This window comes from Brachybacterium sp. ACRRE (genome assembly GCF_022346485.1).
Taxonomy (GTDB): domain Bacteria; phylum Actinomycetota; class Actinomycetes; order Actinomycetales; family Dermabacteraceae; genus Brachybacterium; species Brachybacterium halotolerans.
Genome location: NZ_JAKRMO010000055.1, coordinates 1 through 20,459 on the forward strand (window position 1 = coordinate 1; position 20,459 = coordinate 20,459).

Below are 20,459 nucleotides of genomic sequence, written 5' to 3' on the forward strand. Positions count from 1 at the left end.
GCCCAGATCGCTCTCACCCCCACCCCCACCTCCCCAGCCCTCGACTCCAAGATCTACGGCCACTTCCTCGAGTCCGCCTTCTTCGGGAACATCGAGGGCGGCGTCTTCGACGAGGGCTCGCCGCTCTCGGTGACCGGCGACGGCCCGCTCGACGGCTGCCGACAGGACGTGATCGACGCCTGCCGCGAGCTGGGCGTGCCGGTGGTGCGCTGGCCGGGTGGGAACTTCACGTCGGCCTACTGGTGGCAGGACGGCACCGGGCCGCGGGACGAGCGCCCGCGCCGGCTCGAGCTCGCCTGGGGGTCGGAGGAGACCAACAGGTTCGGCACCCCGGAGTTCCTCGCCTGGTGCGAGGCGACCGGCGCGACCCCGTACCTCGCCCACAGCTGCCGCAGCGTCGAGGACGCCGCGCGCTGGGTCGAGTACTGCAACCACGCGGGCGACACCGCGATGACCCGTCGACGAGCGGCCGACGGCCTCGACTCCCCGCGTCCCGTCCCGATCTGGGGCATCGGCAACGAGGTCTTTGGGCCCTGGCAGATGGGCCATCGCAGCGCCGAGCAGTACGCGCACGACGCCCGTGAGCACGCCCGCTTCATGCGCGCCGTGGACGGATCGATCCGCTTCGTGTGCGTGGGGCTCGACGACGACCGCTGGACGGACGTGGTGGTGCGCGAGCTCGGCGAGCTCACCGACTGGTTCTCGGTGCACGCCTACGGCGCCGGCTTTCACCTGGTGGATCCCAGCCGCGAGGAGTTCGACGCGATCGTCGCCCAGGCGGTCCACATGGAGCAGGTGCTGCAGGGCTTCTCGCAGAAGGTCGCCGCCGCGGCGGACAGGCACGGCATCACCAGCCCCTTGCAGATCGCCTTCGACGAGTGGAACATGCGCCACTACGAGCCGCGCAGCTGGCCCGAGCCGCAGCCGGGCGCCGACGGCGCCGTCGCGCCCCGCGACACCTCCGGTCCGGCCGACGCTCCCGGCGTCGCCGGCGAGGTCGGCTGGAAGGTCAACCGCTACTCCCCCAGGACGCTCGCCGACGCCCTGTTCTACGCGGGCGTCTTCCACGCGATCCACCGCACCGCCGGCAACCGCGTGCCAGTGACCATGGCGAACACCGTCAACCTCGTCAACGCCAACGCCCTGCTCGCCGTGCGCGAGGGCGGCCTGGTGAAGTCGGTGACCTTCCACGTGTGGGACCTGTACCTGAACCATTTCGGCACCCGGCCCCTGCGGGCATCGGTGACCGGCCCCGCCGTGACCCTGCCCGTGCGCCACGAGCAGGGCTGGGGCGGCGAAGCGCAGTGCGTCGACGTGCTCACGCCCGTCGCGCTGCTGGATGTCAGCGCAAGCGCGTCGGCCGACGGGTCGCGCCGCTATCTCGCGCTCATCAACCGCTCGGCCGATCAGGACATCGAGGCGGTGCTGAGCGTCGAGGGCGAGCTCGTGGCCGGGCCCGTCACGGTGCACAGCCTCGGCGACGGGGTCGAGGACCTGTTCGCGGTGAACACGATCGAGGCCCCGGGGACCGTCGCGCTGCGGGAGCGGTCGGTGGATCTGGAGGGCGGGAGGTTCACGGCGCCGGCGCACTCGGTGAGTGTGCTCGAGTGGAAGGTGTGAGGGCCCTCGACGACGGGTGAGTAACGTCCAGGTAGCCCGGACCCGGCGTCATACAGGCGCCGGGTCCGGGTTTCCCGATTCCGCTACTTCTCGGTGCGCACGCCCTTGTGCTGATGTGGCCTCCCGCCGACACGAATACTGACAGGATCAGCACTCCAACCAGCTCGATCACCGGCTCCGGCGAGAGCTGGAGCGTCCAAGTCTTGAAGGCCTGCTTCACGCTGAGCTGGAAGTACTTCTTGAAGAGCCAGAAGCCGGAGTCGTTGACGTGAGACAGCATGACCGATCCCGAGGCGGCAGCGAGGGCGAGGAGTTCCGGGGAGGTCGTGCCGCCGGTGGACAGGGGTTAGACAATCCCAGCAGCGGTGACCGACCCCACCGTCGCCGATCCGAGGGCGGTGCGTAGGAGCGCGGCGAGTGCCCACGCCAGGATCAGCGGGGAGATATTCCAGCGCTGGGCCGCGTCGACGATGACGTCCGCGACGCCCGTGGCGGTGAGCATCTCGTCCAGGGCTCCGCCTGCACCGATGATGAGGATGACCGAGCCGATCGTCTTCAGCGCTCCGCCGGCGACCGATTGGAGACCACCGAGCTTGAGTCCGGCAGAGAGCACGAGGGTCACGAGTGCGACGACGACGGAGGCGATCAGCACCAGGTCGGTGTTGGCGAGCAGGCGCATCAGGACGCCGAGCGCGCTGCTCTCGACAGTGTGCCCCTCCCCCACGCTGCCGTTGACGAGCAGCACGGGCACCAGTAGCACGACGAACAGGGACAGTGCGAACGAGGGGCGGGTGTCGGACAACTCGGGTGCGGCGCGGCGGAGCCTCCGTCCAGATCGATCTGCTCCCCGAAGCAGGACTTCAGGCGGTTGGCCAGCAGGACTCCGCACACGAGCAGCGTGGGATCTCGATGATGATGCCGGATAGGTCCGTCATACCGAAACCGGCGTGGACGGCCCCGACCGCCGCGGTGGGCGACGGGTGGGGAGGCAGGAGACCGTGGGCCACATACAGACCCGCCGTGAGCGGGAGCCCGACGAACAGCAGGGGGGGGGGATTTGGTGCGCCGCGCAACGGCATACGCGAGTGGAATCAGCATTACGAAGCAGACGCCGAAGAGGTTCGGCAGCCTGACCCCGAGCGCGGCGACTCTCAGCGTGATCGGGATGACCGCTCGGTAACGGTTGCCCACGAACCCGTCTGCGATCCGAGAGGCTCCTACGGTCGCCGTAAGGATCGCGCCGAGAACCCCATCACCTGGGACACCCTGCGAGGGAATGGCCATGTTCGAGTTGTTCCGGGTCCTATGCCGCGATCTACTGGCCGTACCACTTCATGGGCGTCGAGACTCCGCTAAGCGTCCACGCCGCGGTCGACCGCGCGCCGGTGCGCACTTCGTCGCCGCCGGCGATCATGGCCGTGCGCACCACCCGGCACCTGCCCGCGGGCACGGATCTGGTCGTCGCCGGGCATCACCACGAGATCGACGGAGTGGATCCGGTCATGATCACGTTGACGGACGGCGTAGCCGCCTATTACGTCCTCTTGGGTACGCAGTCGACGCGCGCTATCGCCCCGGGGACAGCCGATCACCCCCGGTGACGTCCGAGGGTTGCCCCCGGGGTCCTGGAGCTTAATCAGGCGTCGCTCCGCGGCTGATCGTTCTCGGATCGGGCTGGGCTCCAGGGCTCGCCTCCGGGACGCAGTACATGGCACGAGGCGATGCGCTCAGCGGTCCGGAGGCATGACGTCATGGTCAACCACAGCCAGACGGCTACCAGCTCAGCGTCACGGACCGCTTGGAGCGCATCATGCCGATCCGGGGAGCCTGGGCGCGGTCACTGCCGCCGCCTCGGCTCGATCATGCGGTGAAGCGATCCGGGGAGAACGACTCCAGCAGCGGATGCCGGCTTCCGCTCATGACCTCGTGCGTGATCAGGTCGCCGATGATGAGGGCGAGCGTCGCGCCGGAGTGGGTGAAGGCGACGTAGCTGCCGGGCAGCTGTCCCACCGTTCCGAGCACGGGCTGCCCGTCGGCCGGGATGGGCTTGCGTCCGCTCGCCCACGTCCCGGCCTTCAGAGGGGTGCCGTCGGCGAGCAGGCGAGATGCCTCCGCGAGCAGTTCCGTCACGACCGATTCGTCGATCGTGCAGTGGCCGTCCTCGTGCTCCACGATCTGGTCGACGTACCAGTCGTGGTCCACGCAGAAGGTCCCCCCGGGGTTCGGGCGCATCGCGGCCCGCGGAGTGTTCAGTACGGGGGCCTGGGCGTCGGACGGCTCCGTGGTGACGAGCATGGCCAGTGGTGAACCATCGGGGATGTCGACCCCGGCACCTGCCATGACGGCGGACGTCCCGGCGCCGCAGGCGACGACCACCGCGTCTGCCCGGAGCTCCGCGCCGGAGGCGTCACGAATCCCGGCTGCACGTCCGTCCTCCACCAGGAGCGAGCACTCGCCGAGCTGTGTACGGATCGTGCCTCCGAGCGTTCGCAGTTCGGTGGCCAGATGGTCCACGAGATGGGGAAGCGAGACCCACCCCTCCCCCGGGTTCCAGATCGACTCCTCCGCGGTGGCCTCGGCGTTCACCCCGGGGAACACGCCGGCGACGTCCTTCCGAGTGAGCAGGTGGGAGTCATAGCCGCGAGCCACTTCGTCCGCGTGTCGAGCATGGGTCCCCTCGCGGTCCCCCTCGTCTCCCCACCAGAGGCCGCCGGTGAAGCGCAGCCAGTCGCGCGATGGACCCGCCGCGAACAGCGTGCGGTAGCGGTCGACTCCCAGCACGCGCAGTGCGTGGTAGGCAGGGCTGCGGTCGCCGGCGGAGTTCAGCCAGGACAGCGAGCGGCCGGAGGCGCCGTCGCACAGTTCACCGGAGGTGGCGAGGGTGACCCGAGCGCCTGCCCGCGCCAGGTGAGTGGCGATCGAGACGCCCAGCGCGCCACCACCGAGCACGAGCGCGGTGGTGGGGGTGGTGTGGTCGGTTCCGGCAGGCGGAGTGGTAGTCGTCATGATGTCCAATCTGGTGAGAAGTGACGGGGATCAGTGGTCGTGGTCCGGGGAAAGGTTGTGGGCGGTCTCGATGAGGCGCAAGACGTCGACCGAGTCCTGGGGGTCCACCGGGAGCGGGCCCCCGGAAGGCAGAGCGGTGGCGAGCTCGCGGTAGAAGCGGCCGTAGTCGCCGGTTCGGGGCGCCGTCCGGGAGGTCTCGGCACCCGTGCTCAGCTCTCCCCTCTGCTCGTCGCTCTCGCGACCGAAGCCGGGGGCGTCGGGGGATGTCCCAGCGCGTAGGGCGGCTTCCTGCGGGTCCTTGCCGTACGTGCGCCATGCGCCCTCTGTACCGGAGACGTGGAATCGCGGCCCTTCGATGGCGGCGAGGCTGGACATGGTCAGCTGGGACTCCACTCCGTCGGCATGGGTCAGGCGCAGGTGCGCCACATTCTCCGGGGGCTCCATGTCCGTCTCCTGCGGAATCTCACCGGTTCGCACCGAGCGCAGGGAGGCTGCGAACGACGTGACCGGTCCGAACAGCTGCATCGCTTGATCGATGAGGTGGGGGCCCAGGTCGAAGAGGATCCCGCCGCCGTCGGCGACAGTCGTCGTTGCCTTCCAGCTGCGTTCACCGGAGGGCTTCCACCATTCGAAGCGGGATTCGAAGGTATGCACGCTCCCGAGGGCACCGTCGTCGAGAAGATCCTGGAGTGCGAGGAAGTCGGCGTCGTACCGGCGGTTCTGGAACACGGTCAAGCGCCGCCCGAGAGCTCGCGCCTCGGCGATCAGCTCGGCCCCTTCGGCGCTGCTGGGGGCCAAGGGTTTGTCGACCACGACGTCCAGGCCCGCACGCAGGGCGAGCTGGGCCAGTTCCACGTGCGTCTTGGGCGGCGTGCAGACCACGACGAGGTCGAGCTCCGTGGCGTGCTGGACGACCGTGCGCGGGTCATCGATCACCGTCGCCCGAGGGTGATCCGCTCGCGCCTGCTCGGCTCGCTCCGGGTTCGCGGTAGCGATCACGGTGACGTCGTAATACGGATCCACGCGCAGGAACGCTCCGTGGAAGTAGCGGCCGGAGACGCCGTATCCGAGAATCGCCGTGCGCAGTGGCCGGGTGTCGGGTGGTGTGGTGGGAGGGGCATCCGCCATGGAGTTCTCCGTCTCGGTGAAGGTGGCCGGTTCTACGTCGCGAGGAGGGGTCATTTGCCCATCCCGTCCGCCAAGCCGCGTACGAAGGTGCGCTGTGCGGCGATGAACAGGACGATCATCGGCAGGGCCGCGAGGGTGATCCCGGCGAACAGGACCGACCAGTCCGTCTGCAGCGCGCTCTTGAAGTCCAGCAGCCCCACCGGGAGCGTCTTCAGCGACGGATCGTTGAGCAGCACCAGGGCGAACGGGAACTCGTTCCACGCGAACAGCACGTAGACCAGACCGGCGCTGACCAGCACGGGACGGCACAGCGGGATGATGATGCGCCAGAAGATCTGGAGCAACGAGGCGCCATCGATCATCGATGCCTCGATCACCTCATCCGGAAGCGTGATCATGTAGGCGCGGATCAAGAAGATGGTGAAGGGCAACCGGTAGGCGGTGTAGACCAGGACCATCCCGATCAACGTGTCGTGCAGGTGCACGGCGGTCATCAGCTGGAAGACCGGCACCAGGATCATCGTCGGCGAGATCATCATGCCGCCGAGGATCAGCAGGCTGATCGGGGCCGCGAAGGGCAGGCGCAGCTTGGTGAGGGCGAAGGCGGCAGCCGTTCCCAGAGCCAGCACCAGCACCAGTGACCCCACGGTGATCAGGGTCGAGTTCACGAAGTACTGGAACACCCCCTCTTCCCACGCGGTCGCGAAGCTCTCCCAGGACAGTGAGGTGGGCAGCGCCCACGGGCTCCCGAAGATCTCGGCGCTCGACTTGAACGAGGAGGAGACCATCCAGAACAGCGGGTACAGCACGCCGATCGCCATCAGGATGAGCACCACCCAGACGATGATCCGAACGAGGCGGGACGACAGGGAAGCACCGCGGACGGGGCGACCGCCGGGGTGGGACGTGCCCGGCTTGAGACGGGTGGGGGTCGAAGCTGTGGTGGTCATAGCGAAACCCTCTTCCGACGAGTCCAGATCATCTGGGCCACGCCCAGACCCATGGTCAGCACCAGCACCAGGGTCGACATGGTCGCGGCGTAGCCCATGCGGTCGTTGACGAAGGCGTTCTGGTAGACGATCGTGCCGAGCACCTGGGTGGAGTTGTTCGGGCCGCCGTTGGTCATGACGATGACCTCGTTGAACAGCAGAAGCGCGTTGGAGACCGTCACCAGCGAGAGGATCGCGACCATCTCCCGGGTCAGTGGCACCGTGACGGAGACGAACTGTCGTACCGGCCCGGCACCGTCGAGAGCGGCTGCCTCGTAGTACTCAGAGGGAATGCGCTGGATCGCGACGAGCAGCAGCGCCGTGATGTATCCCGTCCACTGCCATTGGCTCATCGCGATGATCGAGCCCATCGCCGTGCTCGGCTCGGCGAGCCACGCCCGGGTCAAGGATTCCAGGCCGACGGCGCCCAGTGCCGAGTTGAGGATGCCGGCTTCGGGGTCGTAGACGAAGGTGAACAGCACACCGGTGACCGTCATGGAGATGGTGGCCGGCAGGAAGTACACGCTACGCAGGAACGCTTGGAGCCTCCCCTTGGCGAAACGGTCCAGCAGGCTTGCCAGCACCAGACCGAATCCGACCTGGATGACGACCGAGACCGCCGCATACGCGATGTTGTTGCGCAGCGCTGTTCCCAAGAACGGGTCTGCGAGCGCTTGCCGGTAGTTCTTGAGCCCGACGAAGTTCATCTCCTGGTCGAAAATCGACCAGTCGTAGAAGCTAAGGCGGAAGTTCTGCACCAGCGGCACGTACATCAGGGCGAGGACGAGGATCAGCGCCGGAGCGATCCACAGCAGGGCTCGGCGTGGTGATTTCGTGATCATCATCGGCCCCCTCGTCCGCTCGCGAGTCTCGGGCTTTCAGCGCAGCGCATCGGAGACCTCCTTGAGGTCTTGAAGGATCAGTTCGGGGGCACGTGAGCCATCGATCGCAGTCTGTCCTGCGGTCAGCCACGCCTGGGCGACCTGGGGCTGGGCTTCCATGTCCAGCCAGATGTTGAAGTTCTTGACGCTCTCGAGGTCTTCCAACGCCTCACTCAGCTGCGGTTGGACGTCCTTTACGCGCTTGTCCGATCCGACGACGACGGAGGGGCGGTCGCGCATGGACAGCATCGACGCCGCCATCTCGGGAGACGTGATCAGCCGCAGGAAGTCCACGGCGAGCTCGCTCTTCGAGCTGTCGGGGTTGATGGCGAACCCGTCGGGAGCTCCGGTCAGCGAGTGATCGTCGCCATCGCCGTCAGGGATCGAGGGGAACGGGAAGAAGTCCCAGTTCTTGGCGATGGTTGCGGGCGCTCCGTTTTGCTCCCGGAAGGTGGAGAACTGATTGGTTTCGCTGTACATCATAGCTGACTGGCCGTTGAGGAACGCAGCCTTCGCGCTGTCACTGCTGATCCCGTTCGCCGAGGGTGTGAACCCTCGGTCGGCGAGCTTGCCCAGATGGTCGAACGCCTGAATGTACCCCGGGTGGGAATAACGAGCCGTGGTCGGATCGAGATCTCGCGTGAATTCGTCCTTCGGGACGAGTTTGGCCACCAGCGACGTCAGGTAGTGGACGCCCGGCCACATGGGCTGGTTCCCCATGGCGATCGGAGCATGGACCCCGGCTTGACGTAGCTGATCACAGGCGGAGAGCAGGCCCTCGAAGGTCTCCGGGATATCGACCCCGTGCTTCTCGAACATCGCGGTGTTGCACACCATGTACTTCCCGGACATGCTGATCGGCACCGCGTACTTGCGGCCCTCGTACGTGTAGGCATCCACCGCGCTCGGGGAGAGCGAGTTCGCCCACTTGCCGGACATGGCGTCTGTGAGGTCATAGGTGAGACCTGCCTTCGCGAACTTCTCCCCGTAGCTTCCCGGCCACAGGAAGTAGACGTCGGGTAGGGTTCGCGCGGCGGTCAGCACCTGAATTCGCTGCTTGTAGGGATCGTCCTGTACCGCGACCATCTCGACTGACGTCCCGGGATGACGCTTCTCGAAGGTCTTGCGCAGGTGTTCGAAGAATGCCTTGTGCTCACCCTCCGGCCATTTGTGCAGGACAGTGAGCGTGGAATCAGCGTCGCCGCCGGACGTACAGGATGGCACGGCGAGCGCGGCCGCACCCGCCGTGAGAGCGGCAAGGACACCACGTCGGGTCGCCATGGAGAATCGACCTTTCCTCGGAGAGATCACATTGCGCGAGACGTTCGAGCAACGATGCTGACGAACGCACACGCACGGGAGTCGCCCTTACGGCCCTTCCCTGTCCGAGACCGGTCGCATCTGAGTAATTGAGACCGGTCTCAGTTCTGATGTGTCCTGTACTGTAGAGGGAACCCTGACGGCCGTCAAGGAAGGGACTGGAGCCCATGACCCCAGCGCACCGCGATGTCACGATCGGTGATGTCGCTAAACGCGCCGGCGTCTCGCGGGCCCAGACCGCGCGGGCCCTCGGCGGCTACGGCGCAGTCAGCGATGCCCTGCACTCTCGTGTGAAAGCAGCCGCCGATGCGCTCGGCTACCGCGCCAACAGCCTGGCCAGGAGCGTCTCCACCGGCCGATCGCAGTCGGTCGGCGTGGTCGTCGGAGACATCGAGAATCCCTTCTTCGCCCTCAGCGTGCGGGGAATCTCCGACATCCTCCAGGACGCGGGGTACGACGTCGTCCTCATGAACACCGGTGAGTCACCCGACCGAGAGATGGAGGCGGTCCGTGCCCTAGAGGCCAAACGCATGGATGGCTATCTCGTCGCTCCGGCGATCGCCCCGTCGTTCCCGCACCTGCAGACCCTGATCGATGCTGGTCGGCCCCTGGTCCTGTTCGACCGCGATGCTCCAGGTGTGAGGGCCCCGTCGGTCGTCGTTGACGTGGAGGATGCAGCACGCGAACTCACCGACACGCTCGTAGCCGCCGGGCATCAAAGGATCGGTTTCGTCTCGACTCTGTCCCACCCCTCAGTGGAGTGGAATAAGGATGCACCGATCGCCCACACTCCGGTGGGGCGCCGACTCTTCTCGGTCGATCACGCGTTACAGCGGCATGACCTCGCCCTGCAGCCGGAGAACGTCCGCATGGGGGCACGCGACGACGAGAACATCCGCCGCCACGTCCGAGATCTCGTCACGGGCGACCGGCCCGTGACGACCCTGTTAGCCTCCGATGCGGTCATCGCCGTCGCCGCCCTCGAGGAGTTCCAGTCGCTCGGCATCTCCGTCCCGCACGACGTGTCTGTAGCCGTGTTCGACGACCCGCCGTGGGCCGGCCTGGTCTCTCCGCCTCTCACCGTCGTCTCCCAGCCCGTGCTCGAGGCAGCGAAAGCCGCAGCCGGACTGCTGCTAGATGCGATGGCCGGTCGCACCCCCGCGACGCATCCCGCGCTGGTCGCCCACCTCATTCAGCGACGTTCGATCGGCGCCGCACGCGCGGATCACGACGCCTACCGCGACTCGTGACGAGTTCGGGGTTGACGCCGCTCCGGCTGCGCGCCGCTGGGAAACTCCATCCCGGCCGACTCACCCGAACGACTGCGCGTCGTCAGAGGTAGACGCCGGTCCGTGATCGATCGTCCGCCTTCCCTCAGCCCTCCCCGATCCGCGCAGCCCCCGCCGCCATCTTCAGATGATGGGTGTTCGCGGCAACTGCCGCCTCGACGTCGCCGACGATCGCGGCGTCGGCGACGGCGCTCAGCTCCTCGACCGAGAGCGGCCCGCGGCCGGGCGAGGTCAGCGAGGTCGCGCGCAAGGCGGCGACCCGGGCGTGCACAGAGCCGATCGTCTGACGAAGCACCGTGGAGTTCGCGCCCTCAAGGAGTACCTCGTAGAAGCGATCCTTGACCGTGATCACCTCGGAGACCGGGGCGCCGGCCTCGACTGTCTCCCCGAACTCCGCCACAGCCACTCGCAGTCGCCATTTCTGGGACTGCGAGGCCCTCTCGCAGAACTTCCGGACCAGCATGCCTTCGAGCATGCTGCGGATCTCGTACATGTCCTGGGCATCATCCGGCGATGGCTTGGCCACGAGCGCGCCGCGCTGAGGAACCATGGTGACCAGGCCTTCACTCGCGAGCGCCTGTAGGGCCTCGCGGACTGTCGCGCGGGAGGCGCCGTAGGTCTCAACCAGCTCCCGCTCGACCAGGCGCTGACCGGGGGCGAAATGCAGGCTGCGGATCGCTGTCCGGATCTCCCCTGTCACACGGGAGCGCACCGACTCGGGGTGGAGCATTGCCGCATCCGCGCGGGAGTCTGCTACCTGGGACATGAGCGCTCCCTTCCCGGTCGGTTGATCGTCAGACAGATCCTACCGGTTGGTCCGATCATGCACCCAGCGGGCGATCTCCGTGTGGTCGGCGGTCTCGGGGAGCTCCTCGGCGGCCTTCGCCCACAACGCGGCGGCAGCGTCCCCGAGCGAGACGTCCGAGCCCAGCTCGTGACCCAGGGCCGTCGCGATGCGCATGTCCTTCAGCAGCAGTGCCAGGCTGAACCCCGAGTCGTAAGTGCCGGGGAGGATGTGCTTGGGGTATTTGGTCTGGGTGGAGCCACTGCGGCCGCTCGAGGTGTTCACCAGCTCCACAAGGACCTCGGGCTCGATCCCGAACCGCTCGCCGGTCTCGATCGCTTCGGCACTGATCAGCAGGTGCGTCGCGGACATCAGGTTGTTCAGAGCTTTCGCAGCGTGACCGGCCCCGACGTCGCCCGCCCGCTGGGCCGTGCCGAGCAGCGCGAAGATCGGCTCGAGCCGGACGATCACCGCGGCGTCGCCCCCGACCATGATCGTCAAGGTGCCGTCCTTCGCGCGGATCACCCCGCCGGAGACCGGGGCGTCCACGAGCGTTGCCCGACGCTCATCGAGCTCGGCCGCAAGCTTCGTGGTCGAGGTCGGTTCGGAGGAGCTCATGTCGACGACGACCGTCCCGGCGGCGAGGTCCGGGAGGATCTCGTGAACCACGGACTCCACGATCCGGGAGTTGGGCAGGGACAGCAGGACCACGTCGGATCCGGCGATCGCCTCGGAGAGGTCACTGTGCGGAGTGCCGCCGTCGTGCGCGAAGCTCTCCCGAGCCGCTTCGGAGACGTCGTATCCCGCGACGCGGTAGCCGCCGCGGACGAGGTGGGTCGCCATCGGCAGGCCCATATGCCCGAGCCCGACGACGGCAAGGCGGAGGTCCATCGTCCCGTCGTCACCTGCAACGTCGGAGGACATTCCCCCATCGGTTCGCGGATCACTCACCGGACTGCTCCTTCTCGATCGTCTCCTCGGCGACCCGGAAGGCCTCCATCGCTGCGGGCACGCCCGCATAGATGGCCGACTGCAGCAGGACCTCCTGGATCTGCTCGACGGTGACGCCGTTGGTCAGCGCTCCCCGCACGTGCACCGCGAGCTCGTGGTGGCGTCCGAGCGCTGCCAGCATCGCCACGTTGATGAGGCTGCGATCGCGGCGCTCGAGCCCGGGGCGACACCACACCGCACCCCAGCAGTACTCGGTCACCAGTTCCTGCATCGGCCGGGCGAACTCGCTGGCCCTGGCGAGCGAGCGCTCCACGTGCTCAGCCCCGAGCACGGACCGTCGCATCTGCATACCCTGGTCGTAGATCGACCGTCCGCTGTCCTCAACGGTCATTTTCGTCCCGTCCTTTCGTCCCGTCCTCGTACTCACCCTGCGTCACTTCCTCGGCCCAGCTCGTCTGCCCCAGCGAGATCGCGACGTGCACGAGGAAGGTGTCCGGGCTGGCTCCGTGCCAGTGGCGTTCTCCCGGCGGGCACCAGACGGTGTCGCCAGGGCGCAGGATCCGGACACCGTCCGCGTCGGTCGCGACGAAGCCTTCACCGGACTGGACCTGGAGGATCTGTCCGTTCTCGTGGCTGTGCCAGTAGGTGCGAGCGCCGGGGGAGAAGGCGACGGTGTTGATGGTGACCCCGTCGGTCCGTCTCATCACCATGTAGTTGTTGACGTCGCCGGTGAACTGCGACCCGGGCTTGGACCCGCGACCCTCCTGCTGTGTGCCGTGGATGAGTTTCACTTGCTGTTCCTTCCCGTGTCGGGGTGGGCATCATGGATCCGGACGCCACCCGAGAGGTCTCCGATCGCGTCGACCACGGAGTTGCTGATCGCGTCCCCGTAGCCGAGCTGGAGGGCGGATCCGAAGGCGGCCATCGGCGCCGCGGAGTTCGGGCTGGCCACGCCGAGATCCGAGAGCAGGCCGACGTAGGCCAGGACGTCCTTCATCATCAGGGCGTTGGAGAGACCACCCTTGAGGTAGTCGCCGTCGACGATCTTCGGGAACCGGGATTGGGTGGCGAAGTTCGTGCCCGAGCTGGTGTTCAGGACCTCGAGCAGCACGTGGAGATCGAGCCCAGCCTTGCGCGCGGCGACCATGATCTCCGAGGTGGCCGAGAGCGCGATCGCGTTCAGGAAGTTGTTCAGCAGCTTCGCCGTGTGGCCGGCGCCCGAGTCCCCGACGCGGTGGACATGAGTGGCGAACGGGGCGAAGACGGAGTCGAGGCTCTCGATCACCGCGGCGTCACCCCCGACCATGAGGGTCAGATCGCCCTGCTCGGCACGGGCGGCGCCGCCTGAGATCCCGGCATCGAGCAGGGCGATCGACCGCTGCGCGGCCTCCTCCGCGAGCGCTCGCGTCGAGGCGGGCTCCGACGTGCTCAAGTCGATGATGATCGTGCCCTCGCCGGCGTTCTCGAGCAGCCCGCCCTCTCCCTGCAGCACCGCCTCGACCACGCGCGAAGAGGGAAGGGAGAGCAGCACGACGTCCGATGCCCGGGCCACCTCCGCGGCGCTCGCGCCCGGCGTCACCCCTGGGGGCGGAGGAGATTTCGGGTCGTGGCCATGGACGGTGAATCCTCCGTCCACGAGCCGGCGGGAGATGCGGCCCCCCATATTGCCGAGGCCGATGAAGCCCAAGGTCGCGGTCTCACTCATGTGCGCTCCTCACAGCGTGCCGATCCGGATTCCCCATCCCTCGAGGTCTCCCTCCAGGGGTGTGTGCTCGTGCATGACGCAGGGGTCGTGGCCAGGGACCACGATCGCGCCGTCTCGGGCCAGGGATCGCAGGTGATCGAACCCCCGGTACATCCGGTCGAGATCGTCGACGATCACGAAGGGACGGTCGCGGTCCAGTTCCTCGAGGTAATGCGCGGCGTCGCTCGCGAGCACCACCATCCCCTCCGTGGTCGGGACGGTGATGATCGACTGCCCGTGGGTGTGGCCTCCGACCTCGGTCATCTCGATCCCGGGAGCCAGGGCGGTGCTGCCGTGGAACCGGTCGAGGCGGCCGGCCTCCTGCAGTGTTCGCAGGTGCTGCAGCTCGGCGTCCTCGACCGAGTGGTGGAACAGGATCCGGTCGGCCGTCGGGCCGTTCCAGAACGCGAACTCGGAACCGGAGATGACGATGCGGGCGTTCGGGTAGTCGACGAGGTTGCCGATGTGGTCGTAGTGGGCGTGTGTGATCGCGAGGAGCTGCGCAGCGCTGGGATCGACGCCGGCCCGTCGCACGAGCGTCGTCGGGTGCTCGAGATGCCCGCGGGCACGATTCCGGCCGCCCTCGAGGCTGTATCCCGAGTCGACCACGATGGTCGTGTCATGCCCTCGGATCACCCAGACGTAGTAGTCCATCTGGACCGGCTCGTCGGGCTCCCCGTACAGGTGATGGTTCAGGTAGACCTCCGAGCGCACGGTCATCCGCGACGCGTATCTGAGCGCCAGGACCTCGTAGTTCTCCGTCATCGGGACCACCTCCGCGAGCCAGTATGTCTGACAATATTCTCGCGCGCAAGACGTTCCATCATTGACGACGGATGTCGTCGCACGTGGCGCGAACTGCAAGATGCATCCGCGCGACCAGCATTGATAGCGAGGTTGCGCGCCATCTCCTGTCGCTGCCACACGTCGATCGCGACCAGGCCTTGACAGCGATGCAATGTCAGGCAAAAGTGTCTGACAACCACTCAAAGGAGAGAACGCGCCATGACCACTGACTCGGCATCGGCCAGCGCCCCCCGATCCGCTCTGCGGCGATCTGCGGGTCAGGACGCCTCGACAGAGCACAAGCGCAAGGCGGCAACACGTGGAGCGGTCTACGCGGAGTTCGTCGATATGTTCGACATCTATCTGCCGACCGTGATCCTCACGCCGGCAATCCTCTACTTCCGCCCGGCCAGTCTGAACCCGGCACTCGATACGTTGCTGACCTCGCTCGTCTTCGTGACAACCCTGGTAGGCAGGCCAATCGGTGCTGCGATCTTCGGACACATGGCCGATCGGGCCGGACGCCGTCGGACGACCATCATCTCGGTGAGCGGATTCGGGATCTGCACGCTCTTGATCGCGCTCATCCCCAGCTACGCACAGATCGGAATCGCCTCGTTCTGGATCCTGATCCTGCTCCGACTGCTGGACGGAATTTGTCTTGGCGGCGGCTACACGGGAGCCCTGCCGCTGGCCATGGAGTACTCGCCGAAATCGCGTCGTGGACTGCTCGGTGGAGTGGTCCTCGCCGCGTTCCCGGCTGCCTACATCGTGATCAACCTGCTCGGGCTCGCCTCGTTCTCGGTCTTCACGGTCGGCGGAGCGGATTCGAGTTACTCCCAGTGGGGCTGGCGGATCCCGTTCGTGATCGGCGCCGCACTCGCTGGCTGTCTTGCGCTGTACTACGCGCGAAGCGTCTCTGAGTCGGAGATCTGGAACGTCAGCGAGGGAACCGAGTCCTCTCCCTTGGTCGAAATCTTCCGCGGAGACACACTGAAAAATTTCCTGCAGGTCTTCCTGTTGATGTCGGGCTTCTGGCTGACGCAGAACATCGTCACGCTGCTGCTGCCAGCCTCAGTGCTGCCGGGGACCCTCCAGCTCGACGGTACCCAGCTGACCACGACTCTTCTGGTCGCCTACTTCTTCCTGATCTTCAGCTACATCGCCTCCGGACTCATCGCTCAAAAGATCGGCCGTCGACGGTTCTTCGTCATCATCGGACCCACCATCGCCGTGCTCGGCTCCGCCCTGATGATTCTGCTCATGAACAGCGCTGGCAGCTCGTGGCTGTGGATCACCGTTCTGGTCACGATTTTCACGATCATCGTCACCTCGCCGTGGGGCGTGGTCCTTCCCTACATCACCGAGAGGTTCCACACCGGCGTCCGAGCGTCCGGTTTCGGCCTCGCCTTCAGCGCTTCGGTGGTACTGCCCTCGTTCTACGCCTTCTACCTCGGCGGCCTCGAGAAGTTCATGGCACCGACAGCCGCAGTCTGCGCACTGCTGGTGATCGGCGGTCTTCTCGGCGGGCTCGGCGGACTGCTCGGACCGGAGACCAAGGACGTCGATTTCACCGAGGAGTGACGGTGCCGCGGTCCGCTCACTCGGTCTCGCGGGCCGCTGCCCCTGAATCCTTACCCAGCACACAGAAGGAGTCTCTGATGGGCACGCACAACACGATCAGCTTCGAGATGGCTCGGGAGCGCTTCATCCAGGACAGGGGCACGTGGTCCCCCTCCTGGGAGGCGGTCGGCAGCCTGGATCCGACGTTCCTGGACGCCTACCGGAAGCTGAGCACAATTCCCTCACGCTCCGGGCACCTGGAGCCGAAGGTCCAGGAGCTGATCTTCCTGGCCGTCGACGCCAATGCCACGCACCTATTCGCCGCGGGCGTCGAACCTCATCTGAAGCGAGCGCTCGAGCTCGGGGCGACCCGTGAAGAGCTCACCGAGGTGCTCGAGCTGATCGCGACCCTCGGTATCCACGCCATGAACATCGGAGTGCCGATCCTGGTGGAGGAGCTTCGCGTCGCCGGTCTCGACGACGAGGCATCCCTAGACGGTCATCAACAGGAGCTGAAGGCGGAGTTCACCCGGACCCGCGGCTACTGGCACGAATTCTGGGAGGACATTCTCCGCCTTGCGCCTGACATGTTCGAGGCATACGTGGAGTTCTCCTCGGTGCCTTGGCGCTCCGGGCCGCTGTCCCCCAAGGTGAAGGAACTGATCTACATCGCGTTCGACACTGCTGCCACCCACCTGTACGAGCCGGGGCTGCGCCTGCACATCAAGAACGCCCTTGGATACGGCGCCACCGCGGGAGAGATCCTCGAAGTCATGGAGATCGCGTCCACGCTCGGTATCCACGGGCCACTGACCGCGGCCCCGGCTCTGGTCGAACTCACGAACACGGATACCCCGCAGCAGAACGCTGCGAGCGATGAGGAGGGCCAGGCATGAGCACTGTGGTCGACCACTGGATCGATGGCACAACGGTTCTCGGACGGGACCACCACGACATCCGCGGCACCGTGGACAACAGCGTCCACGTCCGGGTCGCGGTCGGCAGTGCCAAGGAGGTCGCGCTAGCCACCGAGGCCGCATCCCGAGCGGCTGCAGACTGGCGCTGGCTCGACGGGCCGACGCGGGGACGCATCCTCCGTGCGATCGCGGATCGTATCCGCGAGCAGAGCGAGGAGCTCGCCGCGATCGAGATCGCGGACACCGGGAAGACCCCGGCGACCGCCGCCGCGGAGATCGAGATCTCCGCGCAGTACTTCGAGTTCTACGGCACGCTCGTGAACCTGCCGGTCGGTGACGTCCTGGACGTCGCGAGGGACCAGCACGTGTACACCAAGCGAGAGCCGTTCGGTGTGGTCGGTGTCATCACCCCGTGGAACCTGCCGTTGAACCAGGCGGCGCGGGCCATCGCCCCTGCGCTCGCTACCGGGAACACTCTCGTGTGCAAACCGGCCGAGGTCACCTCCCAGTCCACGGTTCGGCTCGCTCAGATCGCTGAGGGGTGCGGGTTGCCCTCGGGGGTCCTGAACGTCGTGTGCGGATCGGGATCGGTCGTCGGAGAGGCGATCGTACGGGACCCGCGGGTGCGGAAAGTCGCCTTCACTGGGAGCGTGGGCGTGGGACGCGCGATCGGACAGATCGCCGCCGACCGGCTGATCCCGCTAACCCTCGAGCTGGGTGGCAAGAGCGCGTGCATCGTGTTCGACGATGCGGACTTGGACCGCGCGGCCGAAGAAGCGGTCCGCGCGTTCGTGGGCAACGCAGGGCAGGTCTGTTCCTCCGGTACCCGTCTCCTGGTGCAGGACACCATCCACGACCGCTTCGTCGAGCGGGTCTCCGAGCTGGTGCGCGAGAAGTCCCCAGGCCGGGATTACGGCCCGATGATCACGTGGCCGCAGTTCCGCACCGTGCAGGGATACCTGACCGAGGCACACCAGAGTGGGCTCACCCCTTCGGTCGGCGGCAGGATCGAGAACCGGGATCCGTCCTCAGGGGCTTACGTGCCCGCAACCGTCTATCCGGACGTCGCGCCGGACAACAAGTTGGTCCGCGAGGAGATCTTCGGGCCCGTGCTGGTGACGACCCCATTCTCCGGCGAGGACGAAGCTCTGCGCCTCGCAAATGATTCGGACTTCGGCCTCGTCGGTGCCGTGTTCACCCAGGACATCTCCCGAGCTTTCCGCGTCGCCGAGCGCATCGAAGCCGGCCAGATCGGGGTCAACACCTGGGTGACCGGCGCGGTCGAGACACCCTTCGGCGGATGCAAGGCCTCGGGGTATGGACGCGAGAAGGGGATCGAGGCCCTGCACCACTACTCGCAGATGAAGAGCGTGATCATGCGACTCTGAACGCCCTCCGGGCAATCGGCCATTGCGGCGGTCACTCGCAGATGCGGCCCAATCGGGGACTGACTACTCACCCGCAATATAAAGTTATCGGTGAGTTCGCCCCCTCACCGCATCATCTGCCCACGCTGGTAGTGCGCCCCAGAGTGTTCGCGTGCCCCACGTGGCCCCCGACGGTTCCCACTCCTCCCTCCACTTATCACTAGAGTTTCTCCGTGCCCACCTCCCATCGTTCCACCACCCGTCGGCGCAGCGGATCCTCCCGCCGCAGCAGCGGATCGACTCGTCGGAAGTCCTCTGGCGGCTCGCGGAGCAGGGGCTCCCAGCGCGAGCTCCCCTTCGTCGGCCCCGGCGAGCGCCTCTGGGTCCTCGACGTCCCCTACGGCACCCAGGTCGAGGGCGCGTCCTGGCATCCCGCCGTCCGGATGCACCTGCACGTCGGCCGGACCCTCCCTGCGCACCTCGCGCCCTACGCACCTGGCCCACACACCCTGGGTCGTTTCCTCGAGAACACCCTCAACACCGACTCCCCCGCGCCGATCCCCGAACCTTCTGAGGGCTTCGAGCCCCGGCAGAACCAGTACGAGGCGGCCGACGCGATCGCCGAGCGCGCCGCGGCGGGCGGCCGGCAGTTCCTGCTGGCGGACGAGCCGGGTGTCGGCAAGACGATCTCCGCGGTCCTGGGCGCGAGCGCGGTGGGGTCTCTGCGCGACGCTCAGCGCGTGCTGGTGGTGGCGGACCGTCCGGCGGCGATCACGATCGGCCACTGGTGCCGGACCATCACGGCGCTCGGCGACAGCGGCCTCGAGTGGGTCGTCATCACCTGGGACCGCCTCGAGAAGGTCTCCGACTACGACTGGGACGTGATCATCGCCGACGAGGCGCACGCCCTGCGCCGCACCACGACGAAGCGGTGGAAGCTCTGGGCGAAGATCTCGGGACATGCAAGGTCGCATGATGCCGCGCCGTTCGTCATCGCGACGACCGCGACGCCCGGCCACACGCCCCTCGAGCTCCCCTATCTCGCTCCGGCCTACGCGCAGGTGCACGACGAACCGATGAAGGCGTGGACCTCGGCTTCGAAGACCGACGCGTCCTTCGCCGATGCGCTCGAGCGCCACGGGATCGGCCTGGAGCGAGGGCGCTATGGCGCCACGTGGACGACGGACCCTGCACGCCGGGCTGAGGATCTTGCGCGAGTGCGCACCTGGCTCGAGGACGCGCAGCCGCCCGCCATGCTGCACCGCGCCGCGCCCTGGGGGCCCGTGCCGATCTCGGGGATGCCGGTGGCGCTCACGCAGGCCGAGCGCTCCGCGTACGAGGCCGAATGGGGCGAGTTCTGCCGTGAGATGGACCTGGCCCGGCGCGGACGCAACACCGCGAAGGGCCGCGCGGCCCTGCTGCGATTCCGCCAGAAGGCCGGGCTGATCCGCGTCGACTCCACGGTCGCCTGGATCGCCCAGCAGGTCGAGGCGGAGCGCCAGGTGGCGTGCTCGGTCGAGTTCGTGGGCACTGCCGCTGACCCGATCACCGAGCGTCTGCAGGATGCGGGCCTGGAGGTCGCGACGATCTTCGGACGGGACCGCTTCGACGTCGAGGCCGAACGGCTGCGATTCCAGCGGGGCGAGGCGAAGGTCTGCGTGTTCACCTCGGTCGCCTCGATCAGCCTGCACGCCGGCGAGCAGCTCCCCGGCGGCGAGCAGGCGAGCACCGAACCGCGCGTCGGCGTCTTCCACCAGGCCCGCTTCTCGGGCATCGCGGGTCGGCAGGTCACCGGCCGCACCCACCGCGACCACCAGGTCTCGCCCTGGCACATCGCCTATGCGCAGGACACCGTGGAGGAGCAGGTCAGCAAGGTGATGGTGGAGCGCATCGCTGCGGCGTCGGACACCGTGGGCGGGGACACCGAGCAGTTGGCCGACGTCGCGCAGCTGCTCGGGGCGGACTGGCTGCCGGCGGGGAGTCTGACCCAGGACGGAGCCTGACACCGCCACATCGACGAGAGGCGCACCCCAGTGGGCCTCGCGATGTCACCGCTTCGCTCCAGCTCTGTCCCCCTCCCTCACTATCCTTTCCCCAGGGGAACAAGGGGAGCC

The 20,459-nt window shown here is 67.2% G+C and carries 19 protein-coding genes and 2 pseudogenes; 7 read left to right on the plus strand and 14 right to left on the minus strand.

The window, feature by feature from the left end; genetic code table 11:
• The coding region (locus tag MHY49_RS14555; RefSeq protein WP_255719980.1) for an alpha-L-arabinofuranosidase C-terminal domain-containing protein at nt 1–1,620 on the plus strand (1,620 nt) is incomplete at its 5' end.
• On the opposite strand, the pseudogene MHY49_RS14560 reads toward MHY49_RS14555, so the two are convergent.
• From MHY49_RS14560 to MHY49_RS19400, 3 genes and pseudogenes are all read right to left on the minus strand, one after another.
• Nucleotides 1,574–2,509: pseudogene (locus MHY49_RS14560) on the minus strand (GntP family permease). The gene MHY49_RS14555 and the pseudogene MHY49_RS14560 overlap by 47 nt on opposite strands.
• On the minus strand, nt 2,481–2,699 hold the full coding sequence (locus MHY49_RS19395) for a hypothetical protein (protein WP_370646168.1): 219 nt from the start codon (nt 2,697–2,699) through the stop codon (nt 2,481–2,483). Before MHY49_RS19395 ends, MHY49_RS14560 begins: the two are co-directional and overlap by 29 nt.
• Nucleotides 2,683–2,904, minus strand: a pseudogene (locus MHY49_RS19400) (hypothetical protein); the annotation flags it as partial. The pseudogene MHY49_RS19400 and the gene MHY49_RS19395, both read right to left, overlap by 17 nt.
• Nucleotides 2,905–2,954: 50 nt before the next feature.
• Here MHY49_RS19400 and MHY49_RS14565 point away from each other — a divergent pair.
• Nucleotides 2,955–3,221 carry a hypothetical protein gene (locus MHY49_RS14565; protein ID WP_239205251.1) on the plus strand — a complete coding sequence of 89 codons (267 nt, stop codon included), beginning with the start codon at nt 2,955–2,957 and terminating at the stop codon, nt 3,219–3,221.
• A 259-nt stretch (nt 3,222–3,480) separates the two neighbouring features.
• On the opposite strand, the gene MHY49_RS14570 is transcribed toward MHY49_RS14565, so the two are convergent.
• The 5 genes from MHY49_RS14570 to MHY49_RS14590 are packed head-to-tail and all read right to left on the minus strand — an operon-like array spanning nt 3,481 to nt 8,905.
• On the minus strand, nt 3,481–4,626 hold the full coding sequence (locus MHY49_RS14570) for an FAD-binding oxidoreductase (protein WP_239205253.1): 1,146 nt from the start codon (nt 4,624–4,626) through the stop codon (nt 3,481–3,483).
• 30 nt (nt 4,627–4,656) lie between these two features.
• Entirely contained in the window at nt 4,657–5,808 is a 1,152-nt protein-coding gene (locus tag MHY49_RS14575) for a Gfo/Idh/MocA family oxidoreductase (protein WP_239205255.1), read from the minus strand.
• Nucleotides 5,805–6,704, minus strand: coding sequence for a carbohydrate ABC transporter permease (locus tag MHY49_RS14580; RefSeq protein WP_239205257.1), 900 nt, complete (start codon nt 6,702–6,704; stop codon nt 5,805–5,807). Before MHY49_RS14580 ends, MHY49_RS14575 begins: the two co-directional genes overlap by 4 nt.
• Nucleotides 6,701–7,588 (minus strand): carbohydrate ABC transporter permease, encoded by an 888-nt coding sequence (locus tag MHY49_RS14585; protein ID WP_239205259.1) that lies wholly within the window; start codon nt 7,586–7,588, stop codon nt 6,701–6,703. The genes MHY49_RS14580 and MHY49_RS14585 overlap by 4 nt, the downstream gene beginning before the upstream one ends.
• A 33-nt stretch (nt 7,589–7,621) precedes the next feature.
• On the minus strand, nt 7,622–8,905 hold the full coding sequence (locus tag MHY49_RS14590; protein ID WP_239205261.1) for an ABC transporter substrate-binding protein: 1,284 nt from the start codon (nt 8,903–8,905) through the stop codon (nt 7,622–7,624).
• A 206-nt stretch (nt 8,906–9,111) separates the two neighbouring features.
• Here MHY49_RS14590 and MHY49_RS14595 point away from each other — a divergent pair, with 206 nt between their 5' ends.
• Nucleotides 9,112–10,194: a LacI family DNA-binding transcriptional regulator gene (locus MHY49_RS14595; RefSeq protein ID WP_239205263.1), complete on the plus strand. Its 1,083-nt coding sequence runs from the start codon at nt 9,112–9,114 to the stop codon at nt 10,192–10,194.
• 124 nt (nt 10,195–10,318) lie between these two features.
• On the opposite strand, the gene MHY49_RS14600 is transcribed toward MHY49_RS14595, so the two are convergent.
• The 6 genes from MHY49_RS14600 to MHY49_RS14625 form a co-directional block, all read right to left on the minus strand.
• Entirely contained in the window at nt 10,319–10,963 is a 645-nt protein-coding gene (locus tag MHY49_RS14600) for a GntR family transcriptional regulator (RefSeq protein ID WP_239205265.1), read from the minus strand.
• 75 nt (nt 10,964–11,038) lie between these two features.
• On the minus strand, nt 11,039–11,968 hold the full coding sequence (locus tag MHY49_RS14605; RefSeq protein ID WP_239205267.1) for an NAD(P)-dependent oxidoreductase: 930 nt from the start codon (nt 11,966–11,968) through the stop codon (nt 11,039–11,041).
• Complete coding sequence (gene pcaC / locus MHY49_RS14610) at nt 11,961–12,359, minus strand: 4-carboxymuconolactone decarboxylase (protein WP_239205269.1); 399 nt, start codon at nt 12,357–12,359, stop codon at nt 11,961–11,963. Before pcaC ends, MHY49_RS14605 begins: the two co-directional genes overlap by 8 nt.
• Nucleotides 12,349–12,759: a cupin domain-containing protein gene (locus MHY49_RS14615; RefSeq protein ID WP_239205271.1), complete on the minus strand. Its 411-nt coding sequence runs from the start codon at nt 12,757–12,759 to the stop codon at nt 12,349–12,351. The genes pcaC and MHY49_RS14615 overlap by 11 nt, the downstream gene beginning before the upstream one ends.
• The gene (locus MHY49_RS14620; protein ID WP_239205273.1) at nt 12,756–13,673 is read right to left on the minus strand and encodes an NAD(P)-dependent oxidoreductase; all 918 of its coding nucleotides are present in this window, start codon (nt 13,671–13,673) and stop codon (nt 12,756–12,758) included. The genes MHY49_RS14615 and MHY49_RS14620 overlap by 4 nt, the downstream gene beginning before the upstream one ends.
• Nucleotides 13,674–13,682: 9 nt before the next feature.
• The gene (locus MHY49_RS14625; RefSeq protein WP_239205275.1) at nt 13,683–14,477 is read right to left on the minus strand and encodes an N-acyl homoserine lactonase family protein; all 795 of its coding nucleotides are present in this window, start codon (nt 14,475–14,477) and stop codon (nt 13,683–13,685) included.
• Between the two features lie 240 nt (nt 14,478–14,717).
• On the opposite strand from MHY49_RS14625, the gene MHY49_RS14630 reads away from it, so the two are divergent.
• The 4 genes from MHY49_RS14630 to MHY49_RS14645 all read left to right on the plus strand — a co-directional run bounded on the left by MHY49_RS14630 (nt 14,718) and on the right by MHY49_RS14645 (nt 20,348).
• The gene (locus MHY49_RS14630) at nt 14,718–16,082 is read left to right on the plus strand and encodes an MFS transporter (protein ID WP_239205277.1); all 1,365 of its coding nucleotides are present in this window, start codon (nt 14,718–14,720) and stop codon (nt 16,080–16,082) included.
• A gap of 77 nt (nt 16,083–16,159) precedes the next feature.
• Nucleotides 16,160–16,957 (plus strand): carboxymuconolactone decarboxylase family protein, encoded by a 798-nt coding sequence (locus MHY49_RS14635; protein ID WP_239205279.1) that lies wholly within the window; start codon nt 16,160–16,162, stop codon nt 16,955–16,957.
• Nucleotides 16,954–18,366: an aldehyde dehydrogenase gene (locus MHY49_RS14640; RefSeq protein WP_239205281.1), complete on the plus strand. Its 1,413-nt coding sequence runs from the start codon at nt 16,954–16,956 to the stop codon at nt 18,364–18,366. The genes MHY49_RS14635 and MHY49_RS14640 overlap by 4 nt, the downstream gene beginning before the upstream one ends.
• A 212-nt stretch (nt 18,367–18,578) precedes the next feature.
• Nucleotides 18,579–20,348 carry a helicase gene (locus MHY49_RS14645; RefSeq protein ID WP_239205283.1) on the plus strand — a complete coding sequence of 590 codons (1,770 nt, stop codon included), beginning with the start codon at nt 18,579–18,581 and terminating at the stop codon, nt 20,346–20,348.
• The last annotated feature ends 111 nt before the right edge of the window (nt 20,349–20,459 follow it).